The organism is Bradyrhizobium sp. 179 (genome assembly GCF_023073535.1).
GTDB lineage: Bacteria > Pseudomonadota > Alphaproteobacteria > Rhizobiales > Xanthobacteraceae > Bradyrhizobium.
On the sequence record NZ_JADPJR010000053.1, the window covers coordinates 303001 to 329368 of the forward strand.

General features: G+C 64.5%; 25 protein-coding genes. 14 read left to right on the plus strand and 11 right to left on the minus strand.

The features are described 5' to 3' along the window. The first annotated feature begins 1 nt into the window (after nucleotide 1). Entirely contained in the window at nucleotides 2-151 is a 150-nt protein-coding gene (locus tag IVB12_RS13080) for a hypothetical protein (RefSeq protein ID WP_247299401.1), read from the plus strand. Nucleotides 152-377: 226 nt separating this feature from the next. Here IVB12_RS13080 and xseA read toward each other — a convergent pair whose 3' ends face one another. Further along, a complete protein-coding gene (xseA, locus tag IVB12_RS13085) occupies nucleotides 378-2000 on the minus strand; it encodes an exodeoxyribonuclease VII large subunit (protein ID WP_247299403.1) in 1623 nt (540 codons plus the stop codon). Between the two features lie 138 nt (nucleotides 2001-2138). Between xseA and IVB12_RS13090 the strand changes: the two genes are divergently transcribed. From IVB12_RS13090 to IVB12_RS13130, 9 genes are all read left to right on the plus strand, one after another. Continuing rightward, entirely contained in the window at nucleotides 2139-3149 is a 1011-nt protein-coding gene (locus tag IVB12_RS13090; protein WP_247299405.1) for an alpha/beta hydrolase, read from the plus strand. Next, on the plus strand, nucleotides 3146-3700 hold the full coding sequence (locus tag IVB12_RS13095; RefSeq protein WP_247299407.1) for an alkaline shock response membrane anchor protein AmaP: 555 nt from the start codon (nucleotides 3146-3148) through the stop codon (nucleotides 3698-3700). The genes IVB12_RS13090 and IVB12_RS13095 overlap by 4 nt, the downstream gene beginning before the upstream one ends. Nucleotides 3701-3702: 2 nt before the next feature. After that, complete coding sequence (locus IVB12_RS13100) at nucleotides 3703-4002, plus strand: transcriptional regulator (RefSeq protein WP_247299409.1); 300 nt, start codon at nucleotides 3703-3705, stop codon at nucleotides 4000-4002. 124 nt (nucleotides 4003-4126) lie between these two features. Next, the gene (locus IVB12_RS13105) at nucleotides 4127-4771 is read left to right on the plus strand and encodes an ATP-binding protein (protein ID WP_247299411.1); all 645 of its coding nucleotides are present in this window, start codon (nucleotides 4127-4129) and stop codon (nucleotides 4769-4771) included. 221 nt (nucleotides 4772-4992) lie between these two features. Next, the gene (locus IVB12_RS13110; RefSeq protein ID WP_247299413.1) at nucleotides 4993-6168 is read left to right on the plus strand and encodes a hypothetical protein; all 1176 of its coding nucleotides are present in this window, start codon (nucleotides 4993-4995) and stop codon (nucleotides 6166-6168) included. Beyond that, complete coding sequence (locus tag IVB12_RS13115) at nucleotides 6165-6671, plus strand: hypothetical protein (RefSeq protein WP_247299415.1); 507 nt, start codon at nucleotides 6165-6167, stop codon at nucleotides 6669-6671. Before IVB12_RS13110 ends, IVB12_RS13115 begins: the two co-directional genes overlap by 4 nt. A 3-nt stretch (nucleotides 6672-6674) precedes the next feature. Beyond that, nucleotides 6675-7187 (plus strand): hypothetical protein, encoded by a 513-nt coding sequence (locus IVB12_RS13120; RefSeq protein ID WP_247299417.1) that lies wholly within the window; start codon nucleotides 6675-6677, stop codon nucleotides 7185-7187. A gap of 313 nt (nucleotides 7188-7500) precedes the next feature. Beyond that, the gene (purD, locus tag IVB12_RS13125) at nucleotides 7501-8784 is read left to right on the plus strand and encodes a phosphoribosylamine--glycine ligase (protein ID WP_247299419.1); all 1284 of its coding nucleotides are present in this window, start codon (nucleotides 7501-7503) and stop codon (nucleotides 8782-8784) included. 224 nt (nucleotides 8785-9008) lie between these two features. Beyond that, complete coding sequence (locus tag IVB12_RS13130) at nucleotides 9009-9914, plus strand: alpha/beta hydrolase (protein WP_247299421.1); 906 nt, start codon at nucleotides 9009-9011, stop codon at nucleotides 9912-9914. On the opposite strand, the gene IVB12_RS13135 is transcribed toward IVB12_RS13130, so the two are convergent. After that, on the minus strand, nucleotides 9911-10369 hold the full coding sequence (locus IVB12_RS13135; RefSeq protein WP_247299423.1) for a nucleoside deaminase: 459 nt from the start codon (nucleotides 10367-10369) through the stop codon (nucleotides 9911-9913). The genes IVB12_RS13130 and IVB12_RS13135 overlap by 4 nt on opposite strands. A gap of 118 nt (nucleotides 10370-10487) precedes the next feature. Between IVB12_RS13135 and IVB12_RS13140 the strand changes: the two genes are divergently transcribed. Then, nucleotides 10488-12533 carry a pseudouridine synthase gene (locus tag IVB12_RS13140; protein ID WP_247299425.1) on the plus strand — a complete coding sequence of 682 codons (2046 nt, stop codon included), beginning with the start codon at nucleotides 10488-10490 and terminating at the stop codon, nucleotides 12531-12533. Then, nucleotides 12534-13091: a 16S rRNA (guanine(966)-N(2))-methyltransferase RsmD gene (gene rsmD / locus IVB12_RS13145; protein ID WP_247299427.1), complete on the plus strand. Its 558-nt coding sequence runs from the start codon at nucleotides 12534-12536 to the stop codon at nucleotides 13089-13091. A gap of 1 nt (nucleotide 13092) precedes the next feature. Here the strand turns inward: rsmD and mutL are convergent, their stop codons facing one another. Further along, a complete protein-coding gene (gene mutL, locus IVB12_RS13150; protein WP_247299429.1) occupies nucleotides 13093-14904 on the minus strand; it encodes a DNA mismatch repair endonuclease MutL in 1812 nt (603 codons plus the stop codon). 316 nt (nucleotides 14905-15220) lie between these two features. On the opposite strand from mutL, the gene IVB12_RS13155 reads away from it, so the two are divergent. Continuing rightward, the gene (locus IVB12_RS13155; protein ID WP_247299431.1) at nucleotides 15221-15529 is read left to right on the plus strand and encodes a hypothetical protein; all 309 of its coding nucleotides are present in this window, start codon (nucleotides 15221-15223) and stop codon (nucleotides 15527-15529) included. 163 nt (nucleotides 15530-15692) lie between these two features. Here IVB12_RS13155 and arfB read toward each other — a convergent pair whose 3' ends face one another. The 7 genes from arfB to IVB12_RS13190 form a co-directional block, all read right to left on the minus strand. Beyond that, nucleotides 15693-16109, minus strand: coding sequence for an alternative ribosome rescue aminoacyl-tRNA hydrolase ArfB (gene arfB, locus IVB12_RS13160; RefSeq protein ID WP_247277573.1), 417 nt, complete (start codon nucleotides 16107-16109; stop codon nucleotides 15693-15695). 119 nt (nucleotides 16110-16228) lie between these two features. Then, nucleotides 16229-17698 (minus strand): pitrilysin family protein, encoded by a 1470-nt coding sequence (locus tag IVB12_RS13165; protein ID WP_247299433.1) that lies wholly within the window; start codon nucleotides 17696-17698, stop codon nucleotides 16229-16231. Then, nucleotides 17617-19011, minus strand: a complete 1395-nt coding sequence (locus IVB12_RS13170) for a pitrilysin family protein (protein WP_247299435.1) — start codon at nucleotides 19009-19011, stop codon at nucleotides 17617-17619. Before IVB12_RS13170 ends, IVB12_RS13165 begins: the two co-directional genes overlap by 82 nt. Before the next feature lie 202 nt (nucleotides 19012-19213). Next, nucleotides 19214-19936, minus strand: a complete 723-nt coding sequence (locus IVB12_RS13175) for a hypothetical protein (RefSeq protein ID WP_247299512.1) — start codon at nucleotides 19934-19936, stop codon at nucleotides 19214-19216. A 94-nt stretch (nucleotides 19937-20030) separates the two neighbouring features. Beyond that, nucleotides 20031-20525 carry a signal peptidase II gene (gene lspA, locus IVB12_RS13180; protein WP_247299437.1) on the minus strand — a complete coding sequence of 165 codons (495 nt, stop codon included), beginning with the start codon at nucleotides 20523-20525 and terminating at the stop codon, nucleotides 20031-20033. Nucleotides 20526-20534: 9 nt separating this feature from the next. After that, on the minus strand, nucleotides 20535-23543 hold the full coding sequence (ileS, locus tag IVB12_RS13185; protein ID WP_247299439.1) for an isoleucine--tRNA ligase: 3009 nt from the start codon (nucleotides 23541-23543) through the stop codon (nucleotides 20535-20537). 200 nt (nucleotides 23544-23743) lie between these two features. Continuing rightward, nucleotides 23744-24715 carry a bifunctional riboflavin kinase/FAD synthetase gene (locus IVB12_RS13190; RefSeq protein WP_247299441.1) on the minus strand — a complete coding sequence of 324 codons (972 nt, stop codon included), beginning with the start codon at nucleotides 24713-24715 and terminating at the stop codon, nucleotides 23744-23746. A gap of 230 nt (nucleotides 24716-24945) precedes the next feature. Between IVB12_RS13190 and IVB12_RS13195 the strand changes: the two genes are divergently transcribed. Then, nucleotides 24946-25341, plus strand: coding sequence for a response regulator (locus IVB12_RS13195; protein WP_008567674.1), 396 nt, complete (start codon nucleotides 24946-24948; stop codon nucleotides 25339-25341). Between the two features lie 171 nt (nucleotides 25342-25512). On the opposite strand, the gene IVB12_RS13200 is transcribed toward IVB12_RS13195, so the two are convergent. Then, nucleotides 25513-26367 (minus strand): TIGR01459 family HAD-type hydrolase, encoded by an 855-nt coding sequence (locus IVB12_RS13200; RefSeq protein WP_247299443.1) that lies wholly within the window; start codon nucleotides 26365-26367, stop codon nucleotides 25513-25515. Nucleotide 26368: the final 1 nt, after the last annotated feature.

Consider the following 26368-nt stretch of genomic DNA (forward strand, 5'->3'; position numbering starts at 1 on the left):
AATGCGCAGCCGTATCGTCCTGTTCGCCTCCGCCCTGATCGTCTTCACCGTCGCGATCTTCCTGTTTGAAGCCCACGCCGGCGCGCCACAGCTCGCGCCGGAACATTGCGGCTTCTGGACCACGATCGACGCGGGATTGTCGTGTAGGTGAGAGCCGGCCACGGCGCCGTTGTCGGAGAGACACTCAGTGTTTCCCCGCCTTCGCCGGGACGACGGGGAGTGTGTGGGCAGATGCGTCACACACTCGCTGTCATCGCCCGGCTTGACCGGGCGATCCAGTACTCCGAGACGATTGTGATCTTCTGAGGATCCGCGGCGTACTGGATTCGCCGCTTTCGCGGGGAATGACAGTGTGGGTGAAGCGGCGTAGTCCCAACTCAGAATAAGCTACCCTGATCCACCGGCTTGGCCACGCGCTTCGGCGCGGGTTTTGCGTCTTGCGTAGCCGGCTTTGGCTGCGACGATACGCGCTTCGCCGCAGGCGCCGGGCGGTCCGCATCCGCGGTCGCGGCCACGCGGCCATCGGCAAATTCGATCTCGAGCCGCGCATTCGGCCCGACGCTGTCGGCCGCATGCAGGGGATGGCCGGCTTCATCGCGCACCAATGCAAAGCCGCGCGCGAGCACGCTGCGGTAGGACAGCGCGGAGAGCAGCTTGCCGCTGTTCGCGACACGCGCATCGAGCCGCTGCAGCAGGGTGACGAGCGCGCGTTGCGCGCGCTCGGACAGCCGATGCGTGCGCTCGCGCTGGCGCAGAATCGCGCTGCGTTGGGCCTGCGCGTTGGAGAGCTTTGAGGCGCGCAGGCGAACCTCGAGCCCGGCAAAGCGGTCGCGCCGCCGCCGCAGCAGCGAGCGCGCGGAGAGGCCGAGCCGCTCGCCGCAAACAGTGAGGCGGTGATCGGCCTGCGCGATCTGGCCGTGCAGCACCCGCAGCGTCAGCTTGGCGCTGGCGGCGGTAAACCTGCGGAAATGCGCGTGCGTGTTGGCCTTGAGGCTACGGGGCAGGGACGCGCCCGCCGAGTCCAGCCGCTGCCGCGGGATCGCGAGCAGGTCGCCGGCCGCCGGCAAGGCGCGCGCGGCCGCGCGCAGCTCGTTGCGGCGGTTTTCATGGCCGCGCTGCCAGCAGGCGCGGGTGCGGCGGGCGAGATCGGCGACCTCGACGAACAAGTCGCTGCGCACCGGCACCGCCATCTCGGCCGCCGCCGTCGGCGTCGGCGCGCGCTTGTCGGCGACGAAATCGATCAGCGTGATGTCGGTCTCGTGCCCGACCGCGGAGATCAGCGGAATCATGCTGTCGGCCGCCGCGCGCACCACGATCTCCTCGTTGAAGGACCAGAGATCCTCCAGCGAGCCGCCGCCGCGCGCGACGATCAGGACATCGGGTCGTGGAATCCTGCCGCCGGGGGCAATCGCGTTGAAGCCGCGGATCGCGGCCGCGACCTGCTCGGCCGAGCCTTCGCCCTGCACCTTGACGGGCCACACCAGCACGCGGCGGGGAAAGCGATCCTCCAGCCGATGCAGGATGTCGCGGATGACCGCGCCGGTCGGCGACGTCACGACGCCGATCACCTCCGGCAGCCAGGGCAGCAGCTGCTTGCGCGCCTCGTCGAACAAGCCTTCGGCGGCGAGCTTCTTCTTGCGCTCCTCCATCAGCGCCATCAGCGCGCCGATGCCGGCCGGCTCCAGCGCCTCGATGACGATCTGGTATTTGGAAGAGCCCGGATAGGTGGTGAGCTTGCCGGTGGCGATGACCTCGAGCCCTTCCTGGGGCTTGAACCGCATGCGGCTGTGCACGCCCTTCCAGATCACCGCCTCGATCTTGGCGCTCTCGTCCTTGAGCGCGAAATAGCAATGACCGGAGGAGTGCGCTCCGCGAAAGCCGGAGATTTCGCCGCGGACCCGGACATGGCCGAAGGCGTCCTCGACCGTCCGCTTCAGGGACAGCGAGAGCTCGGAGACGGTGAATTCGGGCGCGTTGAGCAGTTGTTCCGCAGGCGGCATCTAGCAAACGATTCGGCATTTTGGGGTCAGACCCGACGTTAAGGATTTTCGCGCCGCGGCGCCAATCCGGATATTGATCAGGAGAGTACTCTGTAATATAGAGTTCTCTATTAATTGATGAGTTTCGGGAGATGAGCCATGGCGATCCGGCTGCTGCGCGGCGTTTTGACCGGCCTGAAATGGACCTTGTGTGCGGTCGGCGGCGTGGCGCTGATCCTGGGCGCCATGATCGCAACGCCGCTGGAGCGGCCGCCCGAGATGCGATCGGTCTCGGATTCAGCCAAAGGCATGGACTGGTCCACGTTGCCACCGCTCGAACGCTTTCAGGCCCGCGATGGCACCTGGATCGGTTATCGCCATTATGCGCCGAAAGGCCAGGAGACGGGCCGCGGCGCGATTTTCATCCATGGCTCCTCCGGCTCCAGCGGCACCGTCAATCACGCGCTGACCCATGCGATCGCCGCGCGCGGAGTGGAGACCTGGGCGCTGGACATCCGCGGCCATGGCGGCTCTGGCACGCGCGGCGACATCGGCTATGTCGGCCAGCTCGAGGACGACCTCGTCGACTTCGTCGCTCATGTCCGCAGGAACGCGCCTGATCTGCCGCTCACCCTGATCGGCCATTCCGCCGGCGCCGGCTTTTCGCTGCGCGTTGCCGCGACACCGATCATGCAGGACATGTTCGTCCGCACCGTGCTGCTCGCGCCCTATCTCGGCTATGATGCGCCGACGAACAGGCCGAAGGCCGGCGGCTGGGCCAACATGGACCTCCCGCGCTTCCTCGGCCTGACCGCACTGCGTAGGCTCGGCATCGACTGCTGTGCGCAGCTTCCGGTGCTCGCCTTCGCGGTGCCGGCGAATTCGGCGAAGTATCTCACCTCGACCTATTCCGACCGCCTGATGCGCAATTTCGCGACGCGCGGCTATCGCATCGATCTTCCCGCGACGACGCGTCCGATCACGATCATCGGCGGCGCCGAGGACGAGATGATGATCTCGGACAAATATGCGGAAGCCGTGCAGGCCATCAAGCCGTCCGTCGACGTCAAGATCATCGACGGCGTCAACCACATGGGCATCGTCACCAATCCAAAGGCCGTCTCCGCGATCGCCGAAGATGTGGCGACGCGCGGGGCAGGGCAGTCATGATCGACAGCAAGGAGGCGTCCGCGGCGCTGGCCGATATCGACGACATCGTCCGGCGCGTGAAGCAATCGCAGCTCTATGACCTCGCGAGCATCGCTGCCGTGTGGTGGGGCGTGTTGGTCTTTGCAGGGAATGTCGTGACCTGGCTCTGGCCGGTCTACGCAGTCTATGCCTGGGTTGCCGTAGACGTCATGGGCGTCGGCGGTCTGGTTGCGCTTCGCTTGTTCAATCCACCACATCACCCGCATGGTGCCGCCTTCGGCATCAGGCTGCTGCTGGTGTTCGTGCTGTTCTTCGGCTTCGGTTATCTCTGCACCAACGTGATCGGCCATTTCGGGCCACGCCAGTTGGGTGCGTTCTGGCCGCTCTACTTCATGCTGTTCTACGCGCTCGCGGGTCTCTGGTTCGGTTACGCCTTCGTTGCGATTGGTCTCGGCATTTCGGCGCTAACGTTGATCGGCTTCTTCTACATCGGTGAGGCGTTCCCGCTCTGGATGGCGTTCGTCAACGGCGGCGGCCTGATCCTCGGCGGCCTCTGGATGCGGCGGAGCTAGAATTGGCCGAGCTCGACGACATCATCCATCAGCCGCTGCGGCTGAAGATCATGGCGGCGCTGAACGCGCTGCCGCAGTCGACCGGCCTGGAATTCACGCGGCTGAAGAAGCTCACCGGCGCCACCGACGGCAATCTCGGCGCACATATCGAGACCCTCGCCAAGGCCGGTTACGTCTCGGTGGACAAGGCCTTCGTCGGCAAGAAGCCGCAGACGACGGTAACGGCCACGGCTGCGGGGCGGGGGGCGTTTGCGCGGCATGTGGCGACACTGCAGGAGATCATCGCGGGGAAACAGGTGTAGCTTTCTGCGATGCAGATCATAGTGCCCTCTCTCTTGCGGGAGTGTCGGGCGACCCGAGTCAAGGACGAACGTACAACCCCTCGCTTTTCAGTGCTCTCCGAGGTAGTAAGAGATAGGGGGTACCATGCAGGAAGAAGTAAAGGTCGAAGTAAGGCCTGATTTTCTCGCGCGGCAGGCGAAAGCGCAGCCTATGCAGGCGCTCGCGGAGCTGATTTGGAATTCTCTCGATGCTGACGCGACATCTGTCAGCATTGAGTTCGAGTCAGACGGTATCGGCGGCATCTCTAAAATCGTTGTTGCGGACAATGGAGACGGCATTCCGCGCGATGAGGCTCCGCAGGTCTTCAAAAACCTTGGAGGATCTTGGAAGCAACTACGGCTGACCACACCCCGCCTGAATCGCATGCTCCACGGACGCGAGGGGCGCGGCCGGTTCAAAGCGTTTGCCCTCGGCGGGGTGGTCGATTGGAAGATCATTTATGCGAGAGATGGCACTCCGTTCCGCTATGATGTCGCCGTGCTGGAGCAACAGATTGAGCGGGCCCGTGTTGGGGAGGAAGCACCGGCTCCCGGCGCTGCCACGGGAGTAACGGTGGTGATATCCGAACTGAAAAGGCAGTTCAGTTCGTTACAGCCGGAAAACGCCGTTCAAGAGCTTTCTGAGATATTCGCTATCTATCTCAAGGATATCGCAACGTTACGATCACGATCGCAGGCGAGCGAATCGACCCGGATCGGGCAATCGCAGGTACATGGAACTTCGAATTAGCGCCCATCGCGGACGATGATGGAGAACAGCACTCTGTCGATCTCGAAATAATCGAATGGCGCGGACAAACCCGCCGAACCCTTTATCTGTGCAACGAGCAGGGCTTCCCGTTATCGCAAGTAGAGACGCGCTTCCATGTAGGGGACTTCCATTTTTCTGCTTACCTGAAATCCAGCTTTATCAGCGAGCTGCATCAAGACGGACGGCTTGATCTCGCGGAAATGGTCCCGGCTCTGGTTGCCTCAATCGAGGAAGCGCGAGCAAAGGTCAAAGAGGTCTTCCGAAATCGCGGGGCTGAGCGGGCTCGGATCGTCGTTGACGAATGGAAGGAAAAGAAGGTCTATCCCTACGAAGGTGACCCGGTGACTCCCGTTGAGAAGGCCGAGCGCCAGATTTTCGACATCGTCGCCGTTACTGTTCAAGATGCCTCGCCAGAATTCTGCGAGACGGCCTCAAAGCAAACCGCCCTACACCTGAGGCTGTTGCGCCATGCCATCGAGCGCAGTCCGGCCGAGCTGCAGCTTATTCTCGATCAAGTTCTGAAATTACCCAAGCGAAAGCAGAAAGAGCTGGCTGAACTGCTTAACGAGACCACGCTCGCCGGAATCATTAGTGCGGCTACCCTTGTCGCTGATCGATTGAAGTTCCTCGAAGCCCTGCGGTTTATCCTGTTCGACTACGAGGCTCGCCAGAAGCTGCGCGAGCGTTCGCAGCTTCATAAGATCTTAGAGCAAAATACGTGGATTTTCGGAGAGGAGTATAATCTCTGGGCCAGCGACAAGGACCTTACTACGGTGCTGAAAGTGCATCGGGATAAGCTCGATTCCGATCTCGTCATCGACGACCCGGTCAAAGTGATCAACAAAGCGCGCGGCATAGTCGATCTCATGCTCTCGCGCGCACAACGCCGACATCGTGCGGACGACCTTGAACATCTGGTGATCGAGCTTAAGGCCCCAAAAGTCACTATCAATGCGGAACACCTGAATCAAATCGAGGGTTGCGCCCTAGCCGTGGAGGAAGACCCTCGGTTCAACCGGGTTGAAGGGTTGCGTTGGCATTTCTGGATCATTTCTGATGCCTACAACAAGCAAGTCGAGGCCCGCATACGGGGCGGGCCCGATCCTCAGCGCCGTCTGATCCAGCGGACTGACAGGGTGAAGGTCGGCGTGAAGACTTGGGGCGAAATCCTCGAAGAGAACAACGCTCGACTTCAGTTCGTCAAAGAGAAGCTCGAACATAAGGTCGATGATGGCCAAGCGCTCGCGTTTTTGCAGGAGCGGCATCGCGAGTTGCTTGAAGGCGTGCTGATCAACGCCGACGAGCAGATAGAAACGACCGACGGTGCGGTTTTAGAGCGCCCGTCTGAGATGGACAAGCTGGACACCTCCGAATGAGCGCACCTCAGGAAGATGACGAAGCCGGTATTGAATTGTTCGTGGCTCACTTTGACGCGAGGGATCGCGCGCTAACGGTCCACGAGGCAGGCCACGCCATCGTTGCGAGTGTTCTCGGCGCACATGTCGTATTCGTGGAGATCGATTTGACGACCGGCAATGGCAGGTCGCACTCGCAAAACTTCGTCGAGCAGGTCAACAACCTTGCGGTTTGTGTTGCCGGCTGCAGAGCCGAGCATGCTTTCGACGCGAGATCGTCCCGAGGGACAAAGATCAGTGACTTCAGGAAGATGCGGAGACTGCTATTGGAGCTGCCTGAAGCCAAGAGACGCTCCGCGCGCGCGGAAGGCTACCGGCTTGCCGAGGAGATCCTAAGAGAGCACGCAGCCAAGGTGCAACGACTCGCTGCCGAACTGATGGTCCGACGATGGGAAGACGGGACGGATACGGTCCGCATCGACGGCGACGAATTGATGGCGCTGCTCGACGGTTCCGGGACTTGAGCAATGACAGATTCAGTTGGCGTGGCCGTGCTAGGATTGGGACTGTTTTTGTTAGTTGTGATGGTATTGGGTCTACTTATCGCGCGTCGAAGCCCGTCCACCCGCAAAAGTCCCCTCAAACTAGAACCGAATCCGCCCACTCCGGAAGAGATCGCGGACTCGCTCGTAGAATTCGAGCGCTTCTGTGAGGCCAGCAGGATCGAAGCTGCCGGGGTTGCCGAGAATCGACGATGGCTCCGACCGATTGGCTTCGTCACGAGGTTACTTACTTACGCCGCGCTGTTTCTTCTGCTGTATATCTGGGCACCGAAGGATATCTCGAACACGCCGCTGGCGACCCTCACGCTGTCGGATATTGCTGGGACCGTTTGTTTCGCTGCGATCGGCATCGTGCTGACCCGCGCCCTTTTCAATCCGAGCGATGACGACCAGACCAAAGACGTTTGGGGTTGGCTAGGCGTCGCGCTTTTGGGCGTCGCCGTTATCGCCGCGCTTTACGTCTTCAAGGCTCGCTGACTCGCGCCGGGCCACCATAGGCGCGTTCGGCTCCGGCTGGGCTTCGCCTAGCGACCTGCCGTTAGCGAACCGACGCGCTATTTCCCGCGAGTATCAGCGGAATCTACTATTTTCTAAACTGCCGATACGCTCCGACGTGGACCGACTGATGTTGCTGGGCTATTTCCTTTGTCGGCTCTCCCACAAGGGGGGAAGGGAAGAGGAGCTTCGCCGCGCCCCGGAATGACGTGGGGTCCGGAGCCCAGCCCCCTTGAGCCCCACCCCGATTCGTGCGACCTCCGCCCTCAGCAAAACCCCTCATTCTGAGCCTTCGATGCACATTCTCCTGCTCGGTTCCGGCGGCCGCGAACATGCTCTGGCGTGGAAGATCGCAGCCTCTCCCCTGGTGACCAAATTCTGGTGCGCGCCCGGCAATGCCGGCATCGCAAAGGAGGCGGAGTGCGTGGCGCTCGATGTCGCCGACCATGCCGCGGTGATCGACTTCTGCAAGACGAACGCGGTCGAGCTCGTGGTGATCGGCCCGGAGACGCCGCTGGCGGCCGGCATCGTCGACGATCTCAGCGCCGCCGGCATCAAGGCGTTCGGCCCGAGCAAGGCGGCGGCCCAGCTCGAAAGCTCCAAAGGGTTCACCAAGGCGCTGTGCACCGAGTTCGGCATTCCGACCGGCGCCTACAAGCGATTCACCAAGGCCGATGATGCGCGCGCCTATGTGCAGAGCCAGGGCGCGCCGATCGTGGTCAAGGCCGACGGCCTTGCCGCCGGCAAGGGCGTCGTGGTCGCCAAGACCGTGCGCGAGGCCGAGGACGCCATCGCCATGATGTTCGAGGGCGCCTTCGGCGAGGCCGGCACGGAGGTCGTGATCGAGGAGTTTTTGCCCGGCCGCGAGATCAGCTTCTTCGCGCTGTGCGACGGCGAGACGGCTATACCGCTGGCCTCGGCCCAGGACCACAAGCGCGTGTTCGACCATGACGTCGGCCCGAACACCGGCGGCATGGGTGCCTATTCGCCCACGCCGCTGGTCACGCCCGCCATCCACGACGCGATCATGGCGAAGATCATCCTGCCGACGGTCTCGGGCATGAAGCAGCGCGGCACGCCGTTCCGCGGCGTGCTCTATGCCGGCATCATGCTGACGACGCAGGGGCCCAAACTGTTCGAGTTCAACGTCCGCTTCGGCGATCCCGAGTGCCAGGTCTTGATGCTGCGCATGATGAGCGACATCGTGCCGGCCTTCCTTGCGGCCTGCGACGGACAGCTGAAGAATTTCGACCTGCGCTGGCATCCGGAATCCGCGCTCACGGTTGTGATTGCGGCGAAGGGCTATCCGGGCGACTACCAGAAGGGCACGCGCATCCGTGGGCTCGATGACGCCGCCAAAGTCGACACCGTCGAGATCTTCCACGCCGGCACCGTGGCGAAGGATGACGCGATCCTCGCCAATGGCGGCCGCGTGCTCAATGTCTGCGCGCTAGGCAAGACCGTGACCGAGGCGCAAGGCCGTGCCTATCAGGCCGTCGACCGTATCGACTGGCCGGAAGGCTTCTGCCGCCGCGACATCGGCTGGCAGGCGGTGGAAGCGGAGAAGGCCAAGAATTAGCAAGACTTAGCTCGTCGTTCCGGACGGCGCGCAAAAAGCGCCGATCGGCATCTCGAGGCTTTGGTGCCACCGCGCCGCCACATCGGCAATCCAGATATGTGTAATCAGCGGTTGGGGTTAGCTGCCCCGCCGATAATACCGCTACTGTGCATGGGGTTGTTTTCGACATTTTACGTTGTCGGCGCCCCCCCCCCCCCGGGACTGACCAATAAGGATGCAAGAAGATGTCCGATCTCGCCGATCTCTATCCGGGCTTTGCTGCCGAATGGGTCGATACCTCCTTCGGCCGCATCTTCGCCCTCGTCGGCGGCAGCGGGCCGCCGCTTCTGCTCCTGCATGGCTTCTCCGAGACCCATGTGATGTGGCACCGCGTCGCGCCGCAGCTGGCCGACAGGTTCACGCTGATCGTTGCCGACCTGCCGGGCTATGGCTGGTCCGACATGCCCGCCAGCGATGCACTGCATATTCCCTACAGCAAGCGCGCCATGGCTAAAGCTATGGTCGAGGTGATGGAGCGCCTCGGCCATGTCCATTTCGCGCTCGCCGGCCACGACCGCGGCGGCCGCGTCGCCTACCGCCTCGCGCTCGACCATCCCGGCCGGCTGTCGCGCCTGGCCGTGCTCGATATCCTGCCGACCTATAATTACTGGGAGCGAATGAACCGCGCCTACGCGCTGAAGATCTACCACTGGACCTTCCTGGCGCAGCCCTATCCGCTGCCCGAGACCCTGATCGCGAGCAATGGCGAGTTCTTCCTGCGCTTCAAGATGGCGAGCCAGACCAAGTCGAAGACGTTGGAGGCGATCGACGAGCGCGCGCTCGAGCACTACCTCGCCCCGTTCCGCGATCCCGCCCGGGTGCATGCGATGTGCGAAGACTATCGCGCCGGCGCCTATTTCGACTACGACCTCGACAAGGCTGATTTCGAGGCCGGCAAGAAGATCACCATTCCCATGCTGGCGCTGTGGGGCAATGCCGGCATCGCCCAGGCCGCCGCCACCCCGCTCGACACCTGGACGCAATGGGCCACGAATGTCGCGGGCATGCCGGTGGATTCCGGCCACTTCCTCACCGAGGAGAACCCGGACGCCACCGCGAGGGCGTTGCGCGAGTTCTTCCTCGCGGATTAGCGCCGCTCGCGAAAGAACTCCCGCAGCAGCCGCGCCGCCTCGCTCTCGCCGACGCCGGAATAGACGTCCGGCGCGTGATGGCAGGTCGGGGAAGCAAAGAACCGCACGCCGGACTCGACCGCGCCGCCCTTCGGGTCGGCGGCGCCGTAATAGAGCCGTCTCACCCTTGCAAAGGAGATCGCGCCCGCACACATGGTGCAGGGCTCCAGCGTCACGTAAAGGTCGCAGTCGACGAGGCGCTCGCTGCCGATCTTCTTCGCCGCCTCGCGCAGCGCAATGATCTCGGCATGGGCCGTCGGGTCATAATCGGTCAGCGTCCGATTGGCGGCGGTGGCGATGACCTCGTAATTGCGGACCACGACGCATCCGATCGGAACTTCGCCCGATTTTCCGGCATTTTCGGCCGTCTTGAGCGCCAAATCCATGAAAGAAGGGGCTTTCATGCCTCGTATCATCGCCAGAAACCTGCTACTAGCTCCGCCTTCAGCAAGAGTGGATACCGATTTTGCCTGAGCATGCGGCTCGGAACGAGCGCGCACAATGCTTTCTGGCTACCCCTGAGTGAGATTATTCATGCCTCGCGACAGCGACAAAGACAACGATTCCCGCGGCCGGCGTGATCGTGGCCCTTCCAAGGGCCGTACCGGCAAGCCCCGGGGACCGGACAAGAAATTCGCCAAGCGCGGCTTCGAGGGCAAGGGCGACCGCGACAGCCGTCCGCCTCGCGAGGGGCGTGAGGGCCGCCCGCTTCGCCGCCGCGAGGAGGGCGATGCGCCGCGCCGCGATTTCAGCGACCGTCCGCGCTTCAAGCGCGACGACCGCGGCACAGAGGGCCGCGGCGAGCGCAGCTTCAAGCCGCGTGGCGACCGTCCGTTTTCCGATCGCCCCTCGCGCGATGGCGAGAAGCGGTCGTCTGGGCCGCGCGGTGATCGCCCGTCCTATGGACGTGACGACCGTCCGCCGCGCGGCCGTGATCGCGACGATTCCCGCCCGGCCGGCCGGACCGGCGAGAAGAAATTTGGAGACAAGCGCCCCTACGCACCGCGCGGCGATCGTCCGGAACGCAAGTTCGAGGGCGAGCGGAAGTTTTCGCGGGGCGGACCCGAGCGCGACCGCGGCGATCGCGGCGATTCAAAGCCGTGGCAGAAGCGCGACGATCGTCCGCACGGCGATCGCCCGCGCAAGGATTTCGGCAAAAACTTCGGCGGCCGCGATCGCGGCGAAGAGAAGCCGTGGCAGAAGCGTGACGACCGCCGCGAAGGCGGCCGCGGGGATGACCGTCCGCGGTTCTCGCGATCGCGTGACGATCGTGCATCGGGCGGCGATCGTCCATTTCGTGAGCGGCCCAAATTCGACCGGCCACGCGAGGATCGCGCAAAGTTCGACCGGCCCCGCCGTGAGAGCGAGGGCGAACGTGGCGGGCGCGGTGGTGACCGCCAGAAATTCGCTCGTCCGCGCGAGCGCTCCGAGGGCCGCTCCGACTGGCACGAGCACCCGCGCAATGAAGGTCATTCCCGTGATCGTCCGCGCCGCGCGAACGAGGACGACAGCAGGATCTTTGAGAAGCGCCCCGCCTTTGGCGGCCGCGGTGCCTATCGCGAGCGCGATCGCGACTTCGAGGGGCGGCCGCGCCGTGAAGACGCGCCGAAGCCGAAGAAGGCCGGCGAGCGCATCGCAAAAGTGCTGGCGCGCGCGGGCCTCGCTTCGCGCCGCGACGCCGAGGAGATGGTCACGCAGGGCCGCGTCACGGTCAACGGGCGGGTGATCAATTCGCCCGCGCTCGACGTGACGCAGAACGACGTGGTCGCGGTCGACGGCAAGCCGTTGCCACCGCGCGAGCGGACGCGGCTGTTCCTCTACCACAAGCCGCGCGGGTTGATGACGACGCACGACGACCCCGAGGGGCGCCCGACCGTGTTCGACAATTTGCCCGAAGGTCTGCCGCGCCTGATCAGCGTCGGCCGGCTCGACTTCAATACCGAGGGCCTGTTGCTGCTGACCAATGACGGTGGCCTCGCGCGTACGCTTGAGCTGCCCGACACCGGCTGGCTGCGCCGCTACCGTGTCCGCGCCCATGGCGACGTCACCCAGGCCCAGCTCGACGAGCTCAAGCACGGTATCGAGATCGAGGGCGTCAAATACGGTCCGATCGAAGCGACGTTGGAGCGCGACCAAGGCGCCAATGTCTGGCTGGTGTTCGCGATCCGCGAGGGCAAGAACCGCGAGGTGCGCAACGTCTGCGCCCATCTCGGCCTCGAGGTGAACCGGCTGATCCGCGTCTCCTACGGCCCATTCCAGCTCGGCGAGATTCCCGAGGGCCAAGTCGAGGAGATCAAGTCGCGCGTGCTGCGCGACCAGCTCGGCGACAAGGTGATCGAGAAGTCGGGCGCCGAGTTCGACGTGCCCGCGAAATCCGCTACGCGCGACGACGACGCCCCGAAGAAGCCGATGAACCGCGCCGTGATCAACGACCGCAAGGGCCGCCGCGTGCTGGTGCAGCGTACTGGCAGCGAGGAGGCGCGCGAGCGCAACGAGTTGGAAGCAAGCGGCTATGGCCCGCCGCGCCGTCCCAAGCGCGGCTATCACGGCAAGCGCGATTTGAAGCCGCAGGAGGACTAGTTGCGCGTCGTCGGCGGTCGCTTGAAGGGGCGCAATCTCGCCTCACCGTCCTCGCGCGACATCCGCCCCACGGCGGACCGCCTGCGCGAGTCCGTGTTCAACATCCTCGTGCACGCCTATGACGATCCGATTGAGGACGCGCGTGTGCTCGATCTCTTCGCCGGCACTGGCGCGCTCGGCATCGAGGCGTCGTCGCGCGGCGCGAAGTTCACGCTGTTCGTCGACACTGGCGCCGAGGCCCGCGCGCTGCTCCGTAATAACGTCGAAGCGCTCGGCCTGGGTGGCGTGACAAAAGTCTATCGCCGCGATGCGACCGATCTGGGTCCCGCGCATCCCGTCGAGCCCTTCTCGCTGGTGTTCCTCGATCCACCCTATGGCAAGGGTTTTGCGGAGAAAGCGCTGGCGAGCTTGCGCGATGGCGGCTGGCTCACGCCGGGCGCGCTGCTCGTGGTGGAGGAGGCGAAGGCCGCGCAGTTCGTGACGCCTGAGGGTTACGAAGAATTGGAGCGGCGCGCGTACGACGACACGGAGTTCGTGTTTTTGAAGCGCAAGACGTAGGTCACCTTCGCCCGAACAGCTTCTCGACATCCGACAGCTTCAGCTCGACATAGGTCGGACGGCCGTGATTGCACTGACCGGAGTTCGGGGTGTCCTCCATCTCGCGGAGTAGGGCGTTCATCTCCTCCGGCCGCAGCCGGCGGCCGGCGCGGACCGAGCCGTGGCAGGCCATGGTGGCGGCGACATGCATCAGGCGACGCTCCAGCGGCAATGCCTCGTCCCACTCGGCCATGTGCTCGGCGAGATCGCGGAGCAGCCCGCCTGCATCGGTCTTGCCCAGCAGCGACGGCGTCTCGCGCACCGCGACCGCGCCGGGGCCGAAAGATTCGATGGCGAGACCGAACGACGCCAGCTCCTCGTTCCGATCGAGCAGGCGCTCAACCGTGGCCTCATCCATCTCGACGATCTCGGGGATCAACAGGATCTGCCGCTGCACGCCATTCGCCGAAAGCGAAGCCTTCAGCCGCTCATAGACGATGCGCTCGTGCGCGGCATGCTGGTCGACGATGATGAGGCCATCGCGGGTTTGCGAGACGATGTAGGTCTCGTGGATCTGGGTGCGCGCGGCGCCGAGCGGGCGGTCGACGAGATCGCTGACGGGGTGCGCCTCGATCCGCACGTCCGCACTGGGTGCACCGACATCGAATGCGGCTTGCGCGCGCTCGGCGAAAGCCGAAGCCGCTGAACCTTCGAAGGACCGGATCGACGCGGCTGGAGCGGATGGCGAGGCTCGCCAGTCCCAGCTTGCCGGGCGCGGCGTGAAAGCGGGCCGGAACGAAGAGAGCGCGCTCTCGCCGCCATTGGCGGCGGTGCGCCGGCCCTCCCGCGCAAGCCCTTCCTTCAACCCATGCACGATCAGTGCGCGCACCAGCCCGGCGTTACGGAAGCGGACCTCGGTCTTGGCTGGATGCACGTTGGCGTCGACCTCTCGCGGATCGAGCGTGACGAACAGCGCCACTACGGGATGGCGGTCGCGGGGCAGGTAGTCGGAATAGGCCGCGCGCACCGCGCCGAGGATCAGCTTGTCGCGAACCGGACGGCCGTTGACGAACAGATATTGCCCGAGCGCGTTGGCTTTCGTCAGTGCGGGCGCCGCGGCATAGCCGGCGACGACGACGTCCTCGCGCTCGGCATGAACCTCGACGGCATGGCTGCGAAACTCCGCGCCCAGAATATCGCCGAGCCGCGTCAATCGTCCCGCCGCGCCGGGCAGCGCCGCTGCCCAGGTCACCGGCGCGCGCTCCTCGCCCGCGAGCGTGAAGGCGATATCGGGCCGGGCCATCGCCAGCCGCCGCACCACCTCGCGAATCGCCTCGGCCTCGGTGCGGTCGGTCTTCAGGAATTTCAGCCGTGCTGGCGTCGCATAAAAGAGATCGTCGACCTCGACCCGCGTGCCATGCGCGAGCGCCGCCGGCATGATCTCGGACTTCTCGCCGCCCTCGACGGTGAGCGCCCAGGCGTGCGGCTCGCTGGCGTGCCGGGTGGTGATGGAAAGACGCGCGACCGACCCGATCGAGGGCAGCGCCTCGCCGCGGAACCCCAGCGTGCGGATCTGCAGCAGATCCTCGTCGTCGAGCTTGGAGGTGGCGTGGCGCTCGACTGCGAGGGCGAGATCCTTTGCGGTCATGCCGCCGCCGTCGTCGGTGATGCCGATCCGCCGCCGCCCGCCGCCGTCAGTGAAAACGTCGATGCGGCTGGCGCCGGCATCGATCGCGTTCTCGACGAGCTCCTTGACCACGCTCGCCGGGCGCTCGACCACCTCGCCGGCGGCGATGCGGTTAACGATCTGTTCGGGAAGTTGGCGGACGGGCATGGGTTCACTCGGCGAATGTCCCAGTCTAACGCCGCCTCGCAACAAATGCATGGGGAAGGTCGCGCTTCCCACATACCAGATGTGGGAAATCCAGCGCTTCTGGCAGTCCCGATGAATGCGGCGTGCGTGCACGAGCCGCCGCATATGAGGAGCACAATTCCGCGAAACCGCCGCGAAATCCCTAAACGATCAACACACCACGCGGCTTGCATCACGACCGCGCCGTTCGAACTCTCTTCGCGATGAACCGGTTCGGTGCAGGCGAGCGGCGCAGGAAGCAGCCGAACCGTCATCGCGAAAAATCCAGGAGAAATGGATGAAATTGGTGAAGACCTCCGTGATCGCATGCGCTCTCTCGGCCCTGATTGCGACGCCCGTTCTTGCGCAAGGTACGTCATCTGGCGCCAGGCCGGGCGGCACCGTGCAAAGCAAACCCATGCAGGGCGGCGCGTCAGGAAGCGAGGATGAGGACCTCGGCGCACAGCAGGGAGCCGCGGGCGAGAAGGTCGGCATGAAGTCGACCAAAGGCACCAAGGGCGCCGCCGGAACCACGGGCAGCGCGACGCACAAGGGCACGGCCGACGATTCCGTTTCGGGCGGTGCCGCGACCGGCAAGCGCTACTGACGCTAGCGCATGATCAGCAAAAGTGTGCAGCGGGTTTCCGCAAAGATCATGCTCAAACAAAGACCTAAAGCGCGATGACGATTCACCCTGATCTCATCGCGATTTGGTCTGCGAAACGGCAAACCTTCGGTCGCTTGGCGGCCGGAGGTTTTTCGACAATCAGTCAATCGTCGAAACCGCGCCCGCGCTTCGCCTTAACGTCGCTGCGGCGCTTCTTGCCCTCGAGCCGGCGCTGCTTGGACGCGAAGGTCGGCCGTGTCGCCCGCCGCGGGATCGGGCGGACCATCGCCTCGCGCAGCATCTCGGTGAGCCGGTCGATGGCATCCTGCCGGTTGCGCTCTTGGGTGCGGAAGCGCTGGGCGTGGATCACGATCACGCCGTCCTTGGTCATGCGCTGTCCGGCGATGCGGGCAAGCCGGATGGCGGCATCCTCCGGCAGGGTCAGTTTGCGCGTGTCGAAGCGCAGTTGCGCCGAGGTCGCGACCTTGTTGACGTTCTGCCCGCCGGGCCCGGAGGCGCGGACAAAGCCGATCTCGATGTCGTCCTCGTCGATGACGAGATCGCGGGATATCCGCAGCATGATGGCACCATTCGTAATGTCCGGACATATCGCGGACGTCCAGGTTCGGCAATGGTGCATCTGGAAACGCAAATGGCCGGGACGAGCCCGGCCCATTCAGGAGACTTTTTACCCGACCGTCAGTTCGACTTGGTCGCAGGTGCTGCCGCCGGTTGTGCGGCAGCCTGCGGCGCGCGGCCGACGACGACGGTCAGAAGCCCCTGGCCCCACAGGCGCTTGGCGGCCGCCTTGGCGTCGTCCAGCGTCACGGCATCGACGATGGCGTTGCGCTTCTCGATATAGTCGATCGGCAGCTTGTCCTGCTGATACTGCAACAGCGCTTGCGCCAGCTTGGAGGACGTGTCGAGTGCCAGCATCTGCGAGCCCTTGAGGTAGGACTTGGCTTCGTCGAGCTCCTTCTGCGTCGGGCCCTCGTCGGCGATGCGGCGGACTTCCTTCTCGATGGCGTCGATGGTGTCGCCCGCGCGGTCGGCGCGCGTGCCGGTATTGCCGATGAAGAGCGCCGAATGCTCCATCCAGAGCAGCGATTCGTACACGGAATAGGCCAGCCCGCGCTTCTCGCGGACCTCGCGATAGAGCCGGGAGGACAATCCACCACCGCCGAGGATGTGGTTGACGACATAGGCTGCCATGAAGTTGGGATCGCTGCGCTTCAGCCCGGGGCCGCCGAAGGTGATCACGGTCTGCGGCACGTCGAGGGTCACGAAAGCGCGCTGCGGCGGCTTTGCGGCCTCGACGTCCGCGACCGGCGTGAGGTTGGCCTTGGCGGGGAGGGCGCCAAAGGTGTGGTCGAGCAGCTTGCCGAGCGTGGCCGGATCGACGTCGCCGACGACCGCGATCTTCAACCCATCCTTGGCAAGCACGCGGCCGACATAATCCTTCATGTCGGCGACCGTGATGGTCGGCAAGCTGTCGAGGTTGCCGTTGCTCTGCCGGCCGTAGGGATGGCCGCCGAAGGCGACCTCCAGGAACTTGCGGCTCGCCAGCGATGTCGGATTGGTGGTCTCGCGGCGCAGCCCCGAGACGACCTGCGAGCGGATGCGCTCGACGTCGGCCGCATCGAAATGCGGCGAGGTCAGTGCCATCCTGAGCAGGTCGAAAGCCTCATCCTTGTTGTCGCGCAGCATGCGCAGACTACCACGGAGGGTATCCCGGGTGGCGTTGAACGAGAGCTCGATGGCGCGGCGGTCGAGCCGTTCATGGAACGTCTTGGAGTCGAGATCGCCGGAGCCTTCGTCGAGGAGGTCGCCAACCATGTTGGCGACGCCCGACTTGTCTGGGGGGTCCTGGGCCGAGCCGCCGGCGAAGGAATATTCCATGGCGATCAGCGGCACGGTTGCGTCCTGCACGAACCAGGCTTCGATGCCGCCCGGAGAGATCAGGTGCTGGATCTTTGCGGCTGCATAGGACGGCGAGACCGCAGCCAGTGCGAGGGCCGCGCCGGTAACGAAGGACAGCGCGAAATGTCTTGTTCGCAGGAAGCGCCTTGCGCGAAGAAGGGAATAGGTCACGAACGCTTCTCCTCGCGCTTGGCGGTGGCGGTGTCCTTGATCAGATAGCCCGTCACCGAGCGCTTCTTCTCGAGCCATTTCTGCGCAACGGCGCGAACCTGCTCGGCCGTGACCGCGCGGATGCGGTCGGGCCAGCTCCTGATGTCCTCGATCGACAGGCCCGTGGTCAGCGCGCCGCCATACCAGCGCGCCAGCACCGCCTGGTTGTCCTGGGCGTAGATCGCTTCCGCGATAAGCTGGGTCTTGACCCGCTCCAGATCCTCGGCGCGGATCGGGTTCTGCGCGACATTAGCGATGACGCCATCGACCGCCTGCTCGACCTCGGCGAAGCTGACACCGGGTTTCGGCGCGGCCGAGATCGCGAACTGGGTCGGGTCGAGCGAGATGCTCGAATAGCTGGCGTTGGCGGAGACCGCGAGCGGCTTGTCGACGACGAGGGCGCGGTAGAGATAGGAATTGCTGCCGCTGCCCATCAGCTGCGCGAGCACGTCGAGGGCCGCGCTCTCGCCGGCCGCAGCGGTCGTCGCCGAGGGCACCAGGTAATAGCGCCGCATATTCGGCTGCTCGACGCGCGGGTCGGCCAGCGTGACGGTGCGCGGGGCGGCCGGCTCCGGCTCCTGCGGACGAACGCGCCGCGCCGGGATGGCGGCCTGGGCCGGGATGGAGCCGAAATTGCGCTCGACCAACGGGCGGACATCGGCGGCATCGACGTCGCCGGCGATCACCAGGATGGCGTTGTTTGGCGCGTAGAAGCGGCGGTAGAAGGCGAGCGCATCCTCGCGATCGAGCTTCTCGATCTCCTGATGCCAGCCGATCACCGGCCGGCCGTAGGGATGATTGAGATAGAGCGCGGCCATGATCTGCTCGTTCAGCCGCGCGTCCGGATTGTTGGCGACGCGCATGTTGTACTCTTCGAGCACGACGTCGCGCTCGGGCAGCACGTTCTCGTCCTTGAGGATGAGGCCGGTCATGCGGTCGGCCTCGAACTCCATCATGGTCGGCAGCTGCTCGCGCGGAACGCGCTGGTAGTAGTTGGTGTAGTCGACCGAGGTCGAGGCGTTCTCGTTGCCGCCGACGCGGAGCACGGTCTGGGAGAATTCGCCGACGGGATGCTTCGAGGTGCCCTTGAACATCAGGTGCTCGAGGAAGTGTGCGAGGCCGGATTTGCCCGGAGTCTCGTCGGCCGAGCCGACCTTGTACCAGATCATCTCCGTGACCACGGGCGTGCGGTGATCCGGGATCACCACGACCTGCATGCCGTTGCTGAGCGTGAAGCTGGCGGGCGGGGCCGATGTTACCGTGGTCTGGGCGAGGGACGCGCCGGCCGTCAGGACACTCGTCGAAAGCAGCGCGGCAAGGAGGCAGGCAGCCGATCGGTAAGAGAACATCATGATCCTTATGACAGGCCGAGGTCCGGATCTCCGGCTCGGAGGCACGGCATCGTACACCGTGCGGCTGAGGCTTCGCGTCACGAAGCAGAGAACTCAACGCGTAGGCAAGTTACTGATCGGCAATTCAGGAACCGTGTCCGGCGTGCACGAGTCGCCGGCGCAGGGTTCGCTTCTGTCAGGACGTCGCGGCGCGACGGGAACGCTATTGTTCCTTGTCCTTGCCCGACATGATGTCGAAATAGGTCCGCCGCGACTTGTCCGGTCCGGAGCCATAGGCGTAGTTCGGCGACGGCGTCTGATAACCCGGCGGAGGCTCGACCAGCGATTGGCGCGGCGGCTCGCTGGTGAATGCCTTCTCTTCCGAGCTGTTGCCCTTGAACATGCCCCAGAGACCGCCGGAATAGCCGAGCTCGGCCGGCATTAGCGACGGGTTGCCGTTGGTGCCCGGCTGAATCGGATCGTTGCTGGTGCGGGGGGCTGCGGCGACCTGGCCGGCCTTCATCTCGGCGGGCGACAGCGGCTGAGCGGCTTGCCAGCTCTCCTGCGCCTTGTTGGCCTTCTTCCGCGCGGCAATGGCTTCCTTGCGGCGTTTCTCGTCGGGGTCCTTCGGCCAGTTCGGCGCATTCTTGGCCTGGGTTGCGGCGGGCGGCGGCAGGTCGAGCTTGGGCGGCACGACCAGCGGCGAACGCTCGCGGTACTCGATGCCGGGCTTCTCCATGCTCTTGGCGCCGATGCCGGACATCAGATTGTCGATGAGCTTCTCTTCGAAAGTCATGTCGTCGTCCTCGTCGTCGTCACCGGCGCGGGCGGCGCCGGACGACATGACGAGACCGATGCCAAGCGCGACTGCGGACAATTTCAATGCCCGCCAGATGCCCCGTTGGGGGTCTCGAACCATCGAACCGCTGGTCTTCGAGCTGCGCATCACCATACCTGTTCCATATTGTGGCAGATTGCCGCTCGCACGCGGCTTGACCCTCGCAAAAGCGGGTTCCACCCGCCGGTCGTATCGGCCGGGATCAGGGCGCTTTTGCGGCGGGTACCCCCAGGAAGGAATCATACAATAGCGCCGCCACCCCAGCAACGATGGCCACGTCGGCGAGGTTAAACACGTACCAATTATAGATATTTCCGCCAATCTCGATGTGAAACAGGGCGAAATCCACCACCGCGCCATAGGCCAGGCGGTCAATGCCGTTGCCGATGGCGCCCCCGATGATCAGGCCGAGCGCAATCGTGGCAAGGAGGGTGTGGGAGCGGGCCATCCAGATCGCCAGCGCGACCACCGCAATACCTTTGACGGCCATCAGCGCGAACTGCGCCGCCTGGCTGTCGTTCTGGAGCCAGCCGAAGCTGATGCCGATGTTCCAGGCCAGCACCAAATCGAAGAACGGCGTCACCCGCACCGCGCCGCGGCGGGCGAGGTCGAACACGTTCAGCAGCCAAAGCTTAGAGGCCTGGTCGAGGACGAGTGTGACCAGGGCGGAGATGATCCCGGCGCGCAGCGGGGTCATGGCTGACGGTCAGACCGCCACCCCCAGCGCCTTCCATTCACGCAACGCCTTGGCGTCGCGCGGGGTGACGTCGGGGTATTCGGGGTCTTCGCCCACCGTCGGCGAGATCTTCCAGGAGCGGGCGCACTTGGTGCCGACCGCCTTCTCGACGACGACTGCGACGCCCGGCACGGCATCGAGACGGAACGCGGAAGCCGGCGCCTCGCCCTCGCGCACCTCGTAGTTCGAGGTGATGCAGACTTCGGCGAGATCGACATCGAACAACGTCGCCAGCATGGCCCGGTCGGCGACATAGATCACCGGCGAGGCCTCGAGCGAGGAGCCGATGTTCTTGGCGGCGCGTTCGAGCTCGAGTGCGCCGGTGACGACGCGGCGCACGTTGCGGATCGTCTCCCACTTGGCGGCGAGCTTGTCGTCGCGGAGCTTCTCGAGGCCATCAGGAAACAGCGTCAGGTGCACCGAAGGCTCGGCGTTCGGCCGGTACATGCGCCAAGCTTCCTCGGCGGTGAAGCTCAGGATCGGCGCCAGCCATTTCAGGATCGAGGCACACAACAGGTCGATGGTCGTCAGCGCCGCCTTGCGCGTCAGCGAGGACGGTGGGTCGCAATAGAGCGTGTCCTTGCGGATGTCGAAATAGAACGCTGACAGCTCGCTGTTGAGGAACGCGGACAGGATAGCGACCACGGTCTTGTAGTCGAACTCCCGATAGGCCTTGCCGATCGCGGCGGCGCGCACCGCGAGCTCGTGCAGCATCAAGCGCTCGAGTTCCGGCATCTCGGCGGGCTCGATTGCGTCGGTCGGCTTGTAGTGATGCAGCGTACCCAGCATCCAGCGCACGGTGTTACGCAGCTTGCGATAGGTCTCGACGGTGTTCTTCAGGATCTCGGGGCCGATGCGCTGGTCGTCGGTGTAGTCGCAGGATGCAACCCAGAGTCTCAGGATGTCGGCGCCGGATTCCTTGATGACGGCCTGCGGCTCGATGGTGTTGCCGAGCGACTTCGACATCTTGCGGCCGTCCTCGGCCTGGGTGAAGCCGTGGGTCAGCACGATGTCGTAAGGAGCCCGACCGCGCGTGCCGCAGCTCTCCAGCAACGATGAGTGGAACCAGCCACGATGCTGGTCCGAGCCTTCGAGATACATCACCGTGTCGGTGCCGCCGTCGACCTTGCGCTTGATGCCGGCAAGGCCGGGGAAATGTACAGGGTCTTCGAGCACAAAGGCGTGCGTCGAGCCTGAATCGAACCAGACGTCGAGAATGTCGTCGACCTTCTGCCAGTCCTCGTTGGCGCGGGGCCCGAGGAAGCGCTCGCGCGCTCCCTTCGCATACCAGGCGTCCGCGCCTTCGTTCTCGAAGGCTTGCCCAATGCGCGCATTGACGGCTTCGTCCTGGAGGATCTCGGCCGAGCCGTCGCCCTTCTCGCGCACGAACACGGCGATCGGCACGCCCCAGGCGCGTTGGCGCGAGATCACCCAGTCCGGGCGGGCCTCGATCATGCCGTTGATGCGGTTCTCGCCCGACGGCGGCACCCATTGCGTCACCGAGATCGCGTGCAGCGCGCGCGCGCGCAGCGTGTCGCCGGACCTGGTGTTGCCGTCAGCGGCAACATCCTTGTCCATCGCGATGAACCATTGCGGCGTGTTGCGGAAGATCACCGGCTTCTTGGAGCGCCAGGAGTGCGGGTATTGATGCTTCAGCCGACCGCGCGCGAGCAGCATGCCCCTTTCGACGAGCGCCTTGATCACGGCCTCGTTGGCGTCGCCCTTCTCGCCCTTGTCGTTGATGACGCGCTTGCCGGCAAAGCCCGGCGCATGATCGGTGTAGGCGCCGTTCTCATCGACGGTATAGGGGATCGCGGTGTTGATGCCGCGCGCATCGAGATCGCGCGCCTGCGCCGTCCATGCGTCGAAGTCCTCGCGCCCATGGCCGGGTGCCGTGTGCACGAAGCCGGTGCCGGTGTCATCCGTGACGTGGTCGCCGGGCAAGAGCGGCACGATGAAGTCGTAGCCGCCGTCGAGGCCCTTCAGCGGATGGCTACACTCGATCGCGTCCATGGTGTCGCCGGGGACGTCGCGGACCTTCTCATAGGCCGTCACGCGCGCCTGCTTAAAGACTTCTGCAGCGAGCGCATCGGCGAGGATGAGGAGATCGCCGGGCTTGGCCCAATTGTCGGCGGGCGCGTCCGTCACCTTGTACAGGCCATAGCCGATCTTCGGCGAGAATGAGATGGCGCGGTTACCCGGCAGCGTCCATGGCGTGGTGGTCCAGATCACGACGCTTGCGGAGGCGAGCGCACCGTGCGCTGGCGAGGTCACCGGAAACTTCACCCACACCGTGTCCGATGTGTAGTCCTCGTACTCCACTTCGGCTTCGGCCAGCGCGGTCTTCTCGACCACGCTCCACATCACCGGCTTGGAGCCGCGATAGAGCGTGCCGTTGGCGGCGAACTTCATCAGCTCGCGCGCGATCTGGGCTTCAGCGGGATAGCTCATCGTGGCGTAGGGATGGTCCCAGTCGCCGATCACCCCCAAGCGCTTGAATTCCTCGCGCTGCACGCCGAGCCAATGCGTGGCATAGGCGCGACATTCCTTGCGGAAGTCGATCATTGCGGCACTATCGCGGAAGTCGGGCTTCTGCTTGCCCTTCTTGCGATAGTGCTCTTCCTCGACCTTCCACTCGATCGGCAGGCCGTGGCAGTCCCAGCCCGGCACGTAGTTGGAATCGAAGCCGAGCATCTGCTGGCTCTTGGTGACGAGATCCTTCAGGATCTTGTTCAGCGCCGTGCCGATATGGATGTTGCCGTTGGCGTAGGGCGGGCCGTCATGCAGCACGAATTTGGCGCGGCCCTTCGCCCTCTCGCGCAGCTTCTCGTAGAGGCCGATCTCATACCAGCGCTTGAGGATCTCCGGCTCCCGCTGCGGCAGGCCGGCGCGCATCGGGAATTCGGTCTGCGGCAGGAACAGGGTTTTCGAATAGTCTTTGACTTCAGACTTTTGGGACTTTTGCGGCTTTTCGGACATGAGGCTGACTGGCTCGGAAGGGCGCGGGAAACGGATGGCGATAGGGAATCGCGGGGTGAGACGATACATCCCGGTCTTGCGCCGAGCCGAAGGCTCAGGCGGAAGCCGGGCCGCTAATCCCTATGATGCGCCGCGCAAACATGGGCTCTCCATAGCAGCCGGACGGGGGAAGCGCAAAGGTGGGGTGGCCCGGTTCGGGCTCAATCGATCACGCCAAGTTTCGGAAACGCATCCGGGGCGGCGGCCAACATGGCGCGGGCGCGGGCGGAATCGTCGTCCATCTGGCGGATCAGGGCCTCCAGGCTGTCGAATTTCAGCTCTTCGCGGATGAAGCCGACGAAAGCGCAGTCGAGCACCTGCCCGTAAAGATCGCCCTTGAAGTCGAACAGGAAGATTTCGAGCAGCGGCGCGCCATTGTCGAAGGTCGGACGGCGGCCGAAACTCGCCACGCCGCCGAGGCGCTCGGTGCCGCGGCCGATCCGCACGGCGTAGATGCCGTGCTTGAGGCCGCAATTGGCGTCCAGGCGGATGTTGGCGGTGGGATAGCCAAGGTCGCGGCCGCGCTTCTCGCCGTGGATCACCTCGCCGGTGATGAACCAGGGACCACCCAGCATGGTGGTGGCTTCATCGAGTTGCCCCTCGGCGAGCGCGATCCGGATCGCGCTGGAGGAGACCGGCCGCTCGTCGATATCGATATGGGGTTGCACGTCGACCTCGATGCCAAGCCGGGGCGCCTCGTTGACCAGCAGGCTCGGCGAGCCGACGCGACCCTTGCCAAAATGGAAGTCGTAGCCGACGGCAATGCCGCTGACGCCAAGGCGGCCGATCAGGTCATGGTGTATGAAATCTTGCGCGCTGGTTCCGGCGCGCGCCTTGTCGAAGGTCATGACCACGGCACCGGCAAGGCCGGTGCCGGCCAAAAGCCGCAGCTTGGCCCGCTCGTCCGTCAGGCGGAATTGCGGGGTGTTGGGGCTGAAAAACCGCCGCGGATGCGGCTCGAAGGTCAATGCCAGCGCAGGGCGGCCATGCGCCCGGCCCATTTCCAGGGCGGCCGTGATCACGGCGCGATGGCCGAGATGAACGCCGTCGAAATTGCCCATGGCGACCACTGCACCCCGCGGAATCGCGGAATCCGGCGTTGTGTCGCGGATGACAGTAAAGGGCGAGGCCATCAGGGGAATTCTCAAACCGGGGGCAGGACCGGGCCGGACCGTGGCTCGACCGACCTGACCAAGTCAAGCGGGCGGAGCGGGACATTGAACACGATTTCAGTCCACTGGTGGCATCCGCAGTTAACGGGCTGTTTAACGCCTTGATGCTACTCCTTGAGGCGTGGAACTGCCGGGCTTCGCCTTGGCAGGTCCGATCGTAATATTCCTGCGTTTGCGTTGGGGGAGTCGAGATGGCGGTTGATTTGTCGATGCCGGTTCTGGTGGTGGATGACTACAGCACCATGATCCGTATCATCAGGAATCTGCTGAAGCAGCTTGGCTTCGAGAATATCGATGATGCCAGCGACGGTTCGGCAGCGCTGAACAAGATGCGCGGCAAGAAGTACGGGCTCGTGATCTCCGACTGGAACATGGAGCCGATGACGGGCTACGACCTCCTGCGCGAAGTGCGCGCGGATCCGAACCTCGCCACCACGCCCTTCATCATGATCACGGCCGAGTCCAAGACCGAGAACGTGATCGCGGCCAAGAAGGCCGGCGTGAACAACTACATCGTCAAGCCGTTCAATGCGGCGACGCTGAAGACCAAGATCGAGGCGGTCTTCCCGGACATGGCAAGCGCGTAAGGCACTTTGGTGTCCCGGACAAGGCGCGGCACATGAGTGACGCGACGCTGAGCCGGGATCCAGTCTATCCACGACGTCACTTGCGGCTTCCGGGCCCCGGCTCTCAGCGCTTCGCCATAGCGCGTCGAACACGCGCGTAAACGCGCTTATGGCGACCCGGGCACGATATTTCTACCACTTCAATTCGCGCATCAGCGCCTTCGGCGGATGGCCGAACAATTCCATCACGGACGCCGGGTCGAGCTGGTCGAGGCCCTCGAACTCTTCGGCATGAATGCCGCGGGTGACGAACAGGCAGTCGATGCCGAACTCGCGCGCGCCGGTGAGATCGGTGCGGACGGAATCACCGATCGCCAGCACCTTCCGCCGGTCGATCGGGTGGCCCTGGCGTTCACCGGCGAGCGCCATCGCGCGCTCATAGATCGGCCGGTGCGGCTTGCCGTAGAAGATCACCTCGCCTCCGAGCTCACGATAGAGCTCGGCGATGGCGCCGGCGCAATAGATCAGCCGGTCGCCGCGTTCGACCACGATGTCAGGGTTGGCACACACCAGCGTCAGCTTGCGCTCGCGCGCCTTCAGCATCATTGCGCGATAGTCTTCCGCCGTCTCGGTCTCGTCGTCATAGAGACCGGTGCAGACGATGTAATCGGCTTGCTCCAGCGGCGCGGTCGTCGCATCGAGGCCCCGATAGATCGAGTTGTCGCGCTCGGGGCCGAGCCAGAACATCTTGCGGCCGGGATGCTCGGCGACATAGAGCCGCGTCAGGTCGCCTGACGAGACGATCGCGTCATAGGTCTCGTCCGCGACGCCGAGCTTGCGCAATTGCCGCTGCACGGAGTCGGCCGGGCGTGGTGCGTTGGTAATCAGGATCACCGTACCGCCGCGGCTGCGATAGGTATGCAGCGCCTCGCAGGCTTCGGGGAAGGATTCGAGACCGTTATGGACCACGCCCCAGATGTCGCTGAGTATGACGTCGACGTCACCCACGAGCTGGCGCAGGCTTTCGACAAAATGCAGCGTGGTCATG

Coding starts and splice junctions, on each gene's coding strand:
- IVB12_RS13165 (WP_247299433.1), bottom strand. CDS start 17,698: ATGGCTCGAGAAGAAGCGCTCGGTGACGGGCTATCTGATCAAGGACAC.
- IVB12_RS13175 (WP_247299512.1), bottom strand. CDS start 19,936: ATGCGCAGCTCGAAGACCAGCGGTTCGATGGTTCGAGACCCCCAACGG.
- IVB12_RS13110 (WP_247299413.1), top strand. CDS start 4,993: ATGGTCCCGGCTCTGGTTGCCTCAATCGAGGAAGCGCGAGCAAAGGTC.
- IVB12_RS13140 (WP_247299425.1), top strand. CDS start 10,488: ATGCCTCGCGACAGCGACAAAGACAACGATTCCCGCGGCCGGCGTGAT.
- IVB12_RS13080 (WP_247299401.1), top strand. CDS start 2: ATGCGCAGCCGTATCGTCCTGTTCGCCTCCGCCCTGATCGTCTTCACC.
- ileS (WP_247299439.1), bottom strand. CDS start 23,543: ATGTCCGAAAAGCCGCAAAAGTCCCAAAAGTCTGAAGTCAAAGACTAT.
- lspA (WP_247299437.1), bottom strand. CDS start 20,525: ATGACCCCGCTGCGCGCCGGGATCATCTCCGCCCTGGTCACACTCGTC.
- IVB12_RS13095 (WP_247299407.1), top strand. CDS start 3,146: ATGATCGACAGCAAGGAGGCGTCCGCGGCGCTGGCCGATATCGACGAC.
- purD (WP_247299419.1), top strand. CDS start 7,501: ATGCACATTCTCCTGCTCGGTTCCGGCGGCCGCGAACATGCTCTGGCG.
- IVB12_RS13115 (WP_247299415.1), top strand. CDS start 6,165: ATGAGCGCACCTCAGGAAGATGACGAAGCCGGTATTGAATTGTTCGTG.
- mutL (WP_247299429.1), bottom strand. CDS start 14,904: ATGCCCGTCCGCCAACTTCCCGAACAGATCGTTAACCGCATCGCCGCC.
- IVB12_RS13120 (WP_247299417.1), top strand. CDS start 6,675: ATGACAGATTCAGTTGGCGTGGCCGTGCTAGGATTGGGACTGTTTTTG.
- IVB12_RS13130 (WP_247299421.1), top strand. CDS start 9,009: ATGTCCGATCTCGCCGATCTCTATCCGGGCTTTGCTGCCGAATGGGTC.
- xseA (WP_247299403.1), bottom strand. CDS start 2,000: ATGCCGCCTGCGGAACAACTGCTCAACGCGCCCGAATTCACCGTCTCC.
- IVB12_RS13190 (WP_247299441.1), bottom strand. CDS start 24,715: ATGGCCTCGCCCTTTACTGTCATCCGCGACACAACGCCGGATTCCGCG.
- IVB12_RS13135 (WP_247299423.1), bottom strand. CDS start 10,369: ATGATACGAGGCATGAAAGCCCCTTCTTTCATGGATTTGGCGCTCAAG.
- IVB12_RS13090 (WP_247299405.1), top strand. CDS start 2,139: ATGGCGATCCGGCTGCTGCGCGGCGTTTTGACCGGCCTGAAATGGACC.
- IVB12_RS13155 (WP_247299431.1), top strand. CDS start 15,221: ATGAAATTGGTGAAGACCTCCGTGATCGCATGCGCTCTCTCGGCCCTG.
- arfB (WP_247277573.1), bottom strand. CDS start 16,109: ATGCTGCGGATATCCCGCGATCTCGTCATCGACGAGGACGACATCGAG.
- IVB12_RS13200 (WP_247299443.1), bottom strand. CDS start 26,367: ATGACCACGCTGCATTTTGTCGAAAGCCTGCGCCAGCTCGTGGGTGAC.
- IVB12_RS13170 (WP_247299435.1), bottom strand. CDS start 19,011: ATGATGTTCTCTTACCGATCGGCTGCCTGCCTCCTTGCCGCGCTGCTT.
- IVB12_RS13105 (WP_247299411.1), top strand. CDS start 4,127: ATGCAGGAAGAAGTAAAGGTCGAAGTAAGGCCTGATTTTCTCGCGCGG.
- IVB12_RS13195 (WP_008567674.1), top strand. CDS start 24,946: ATGGCGGTTGATTTGTCGATGCCGGTTCTGGTGGTGGATGACTACAGC.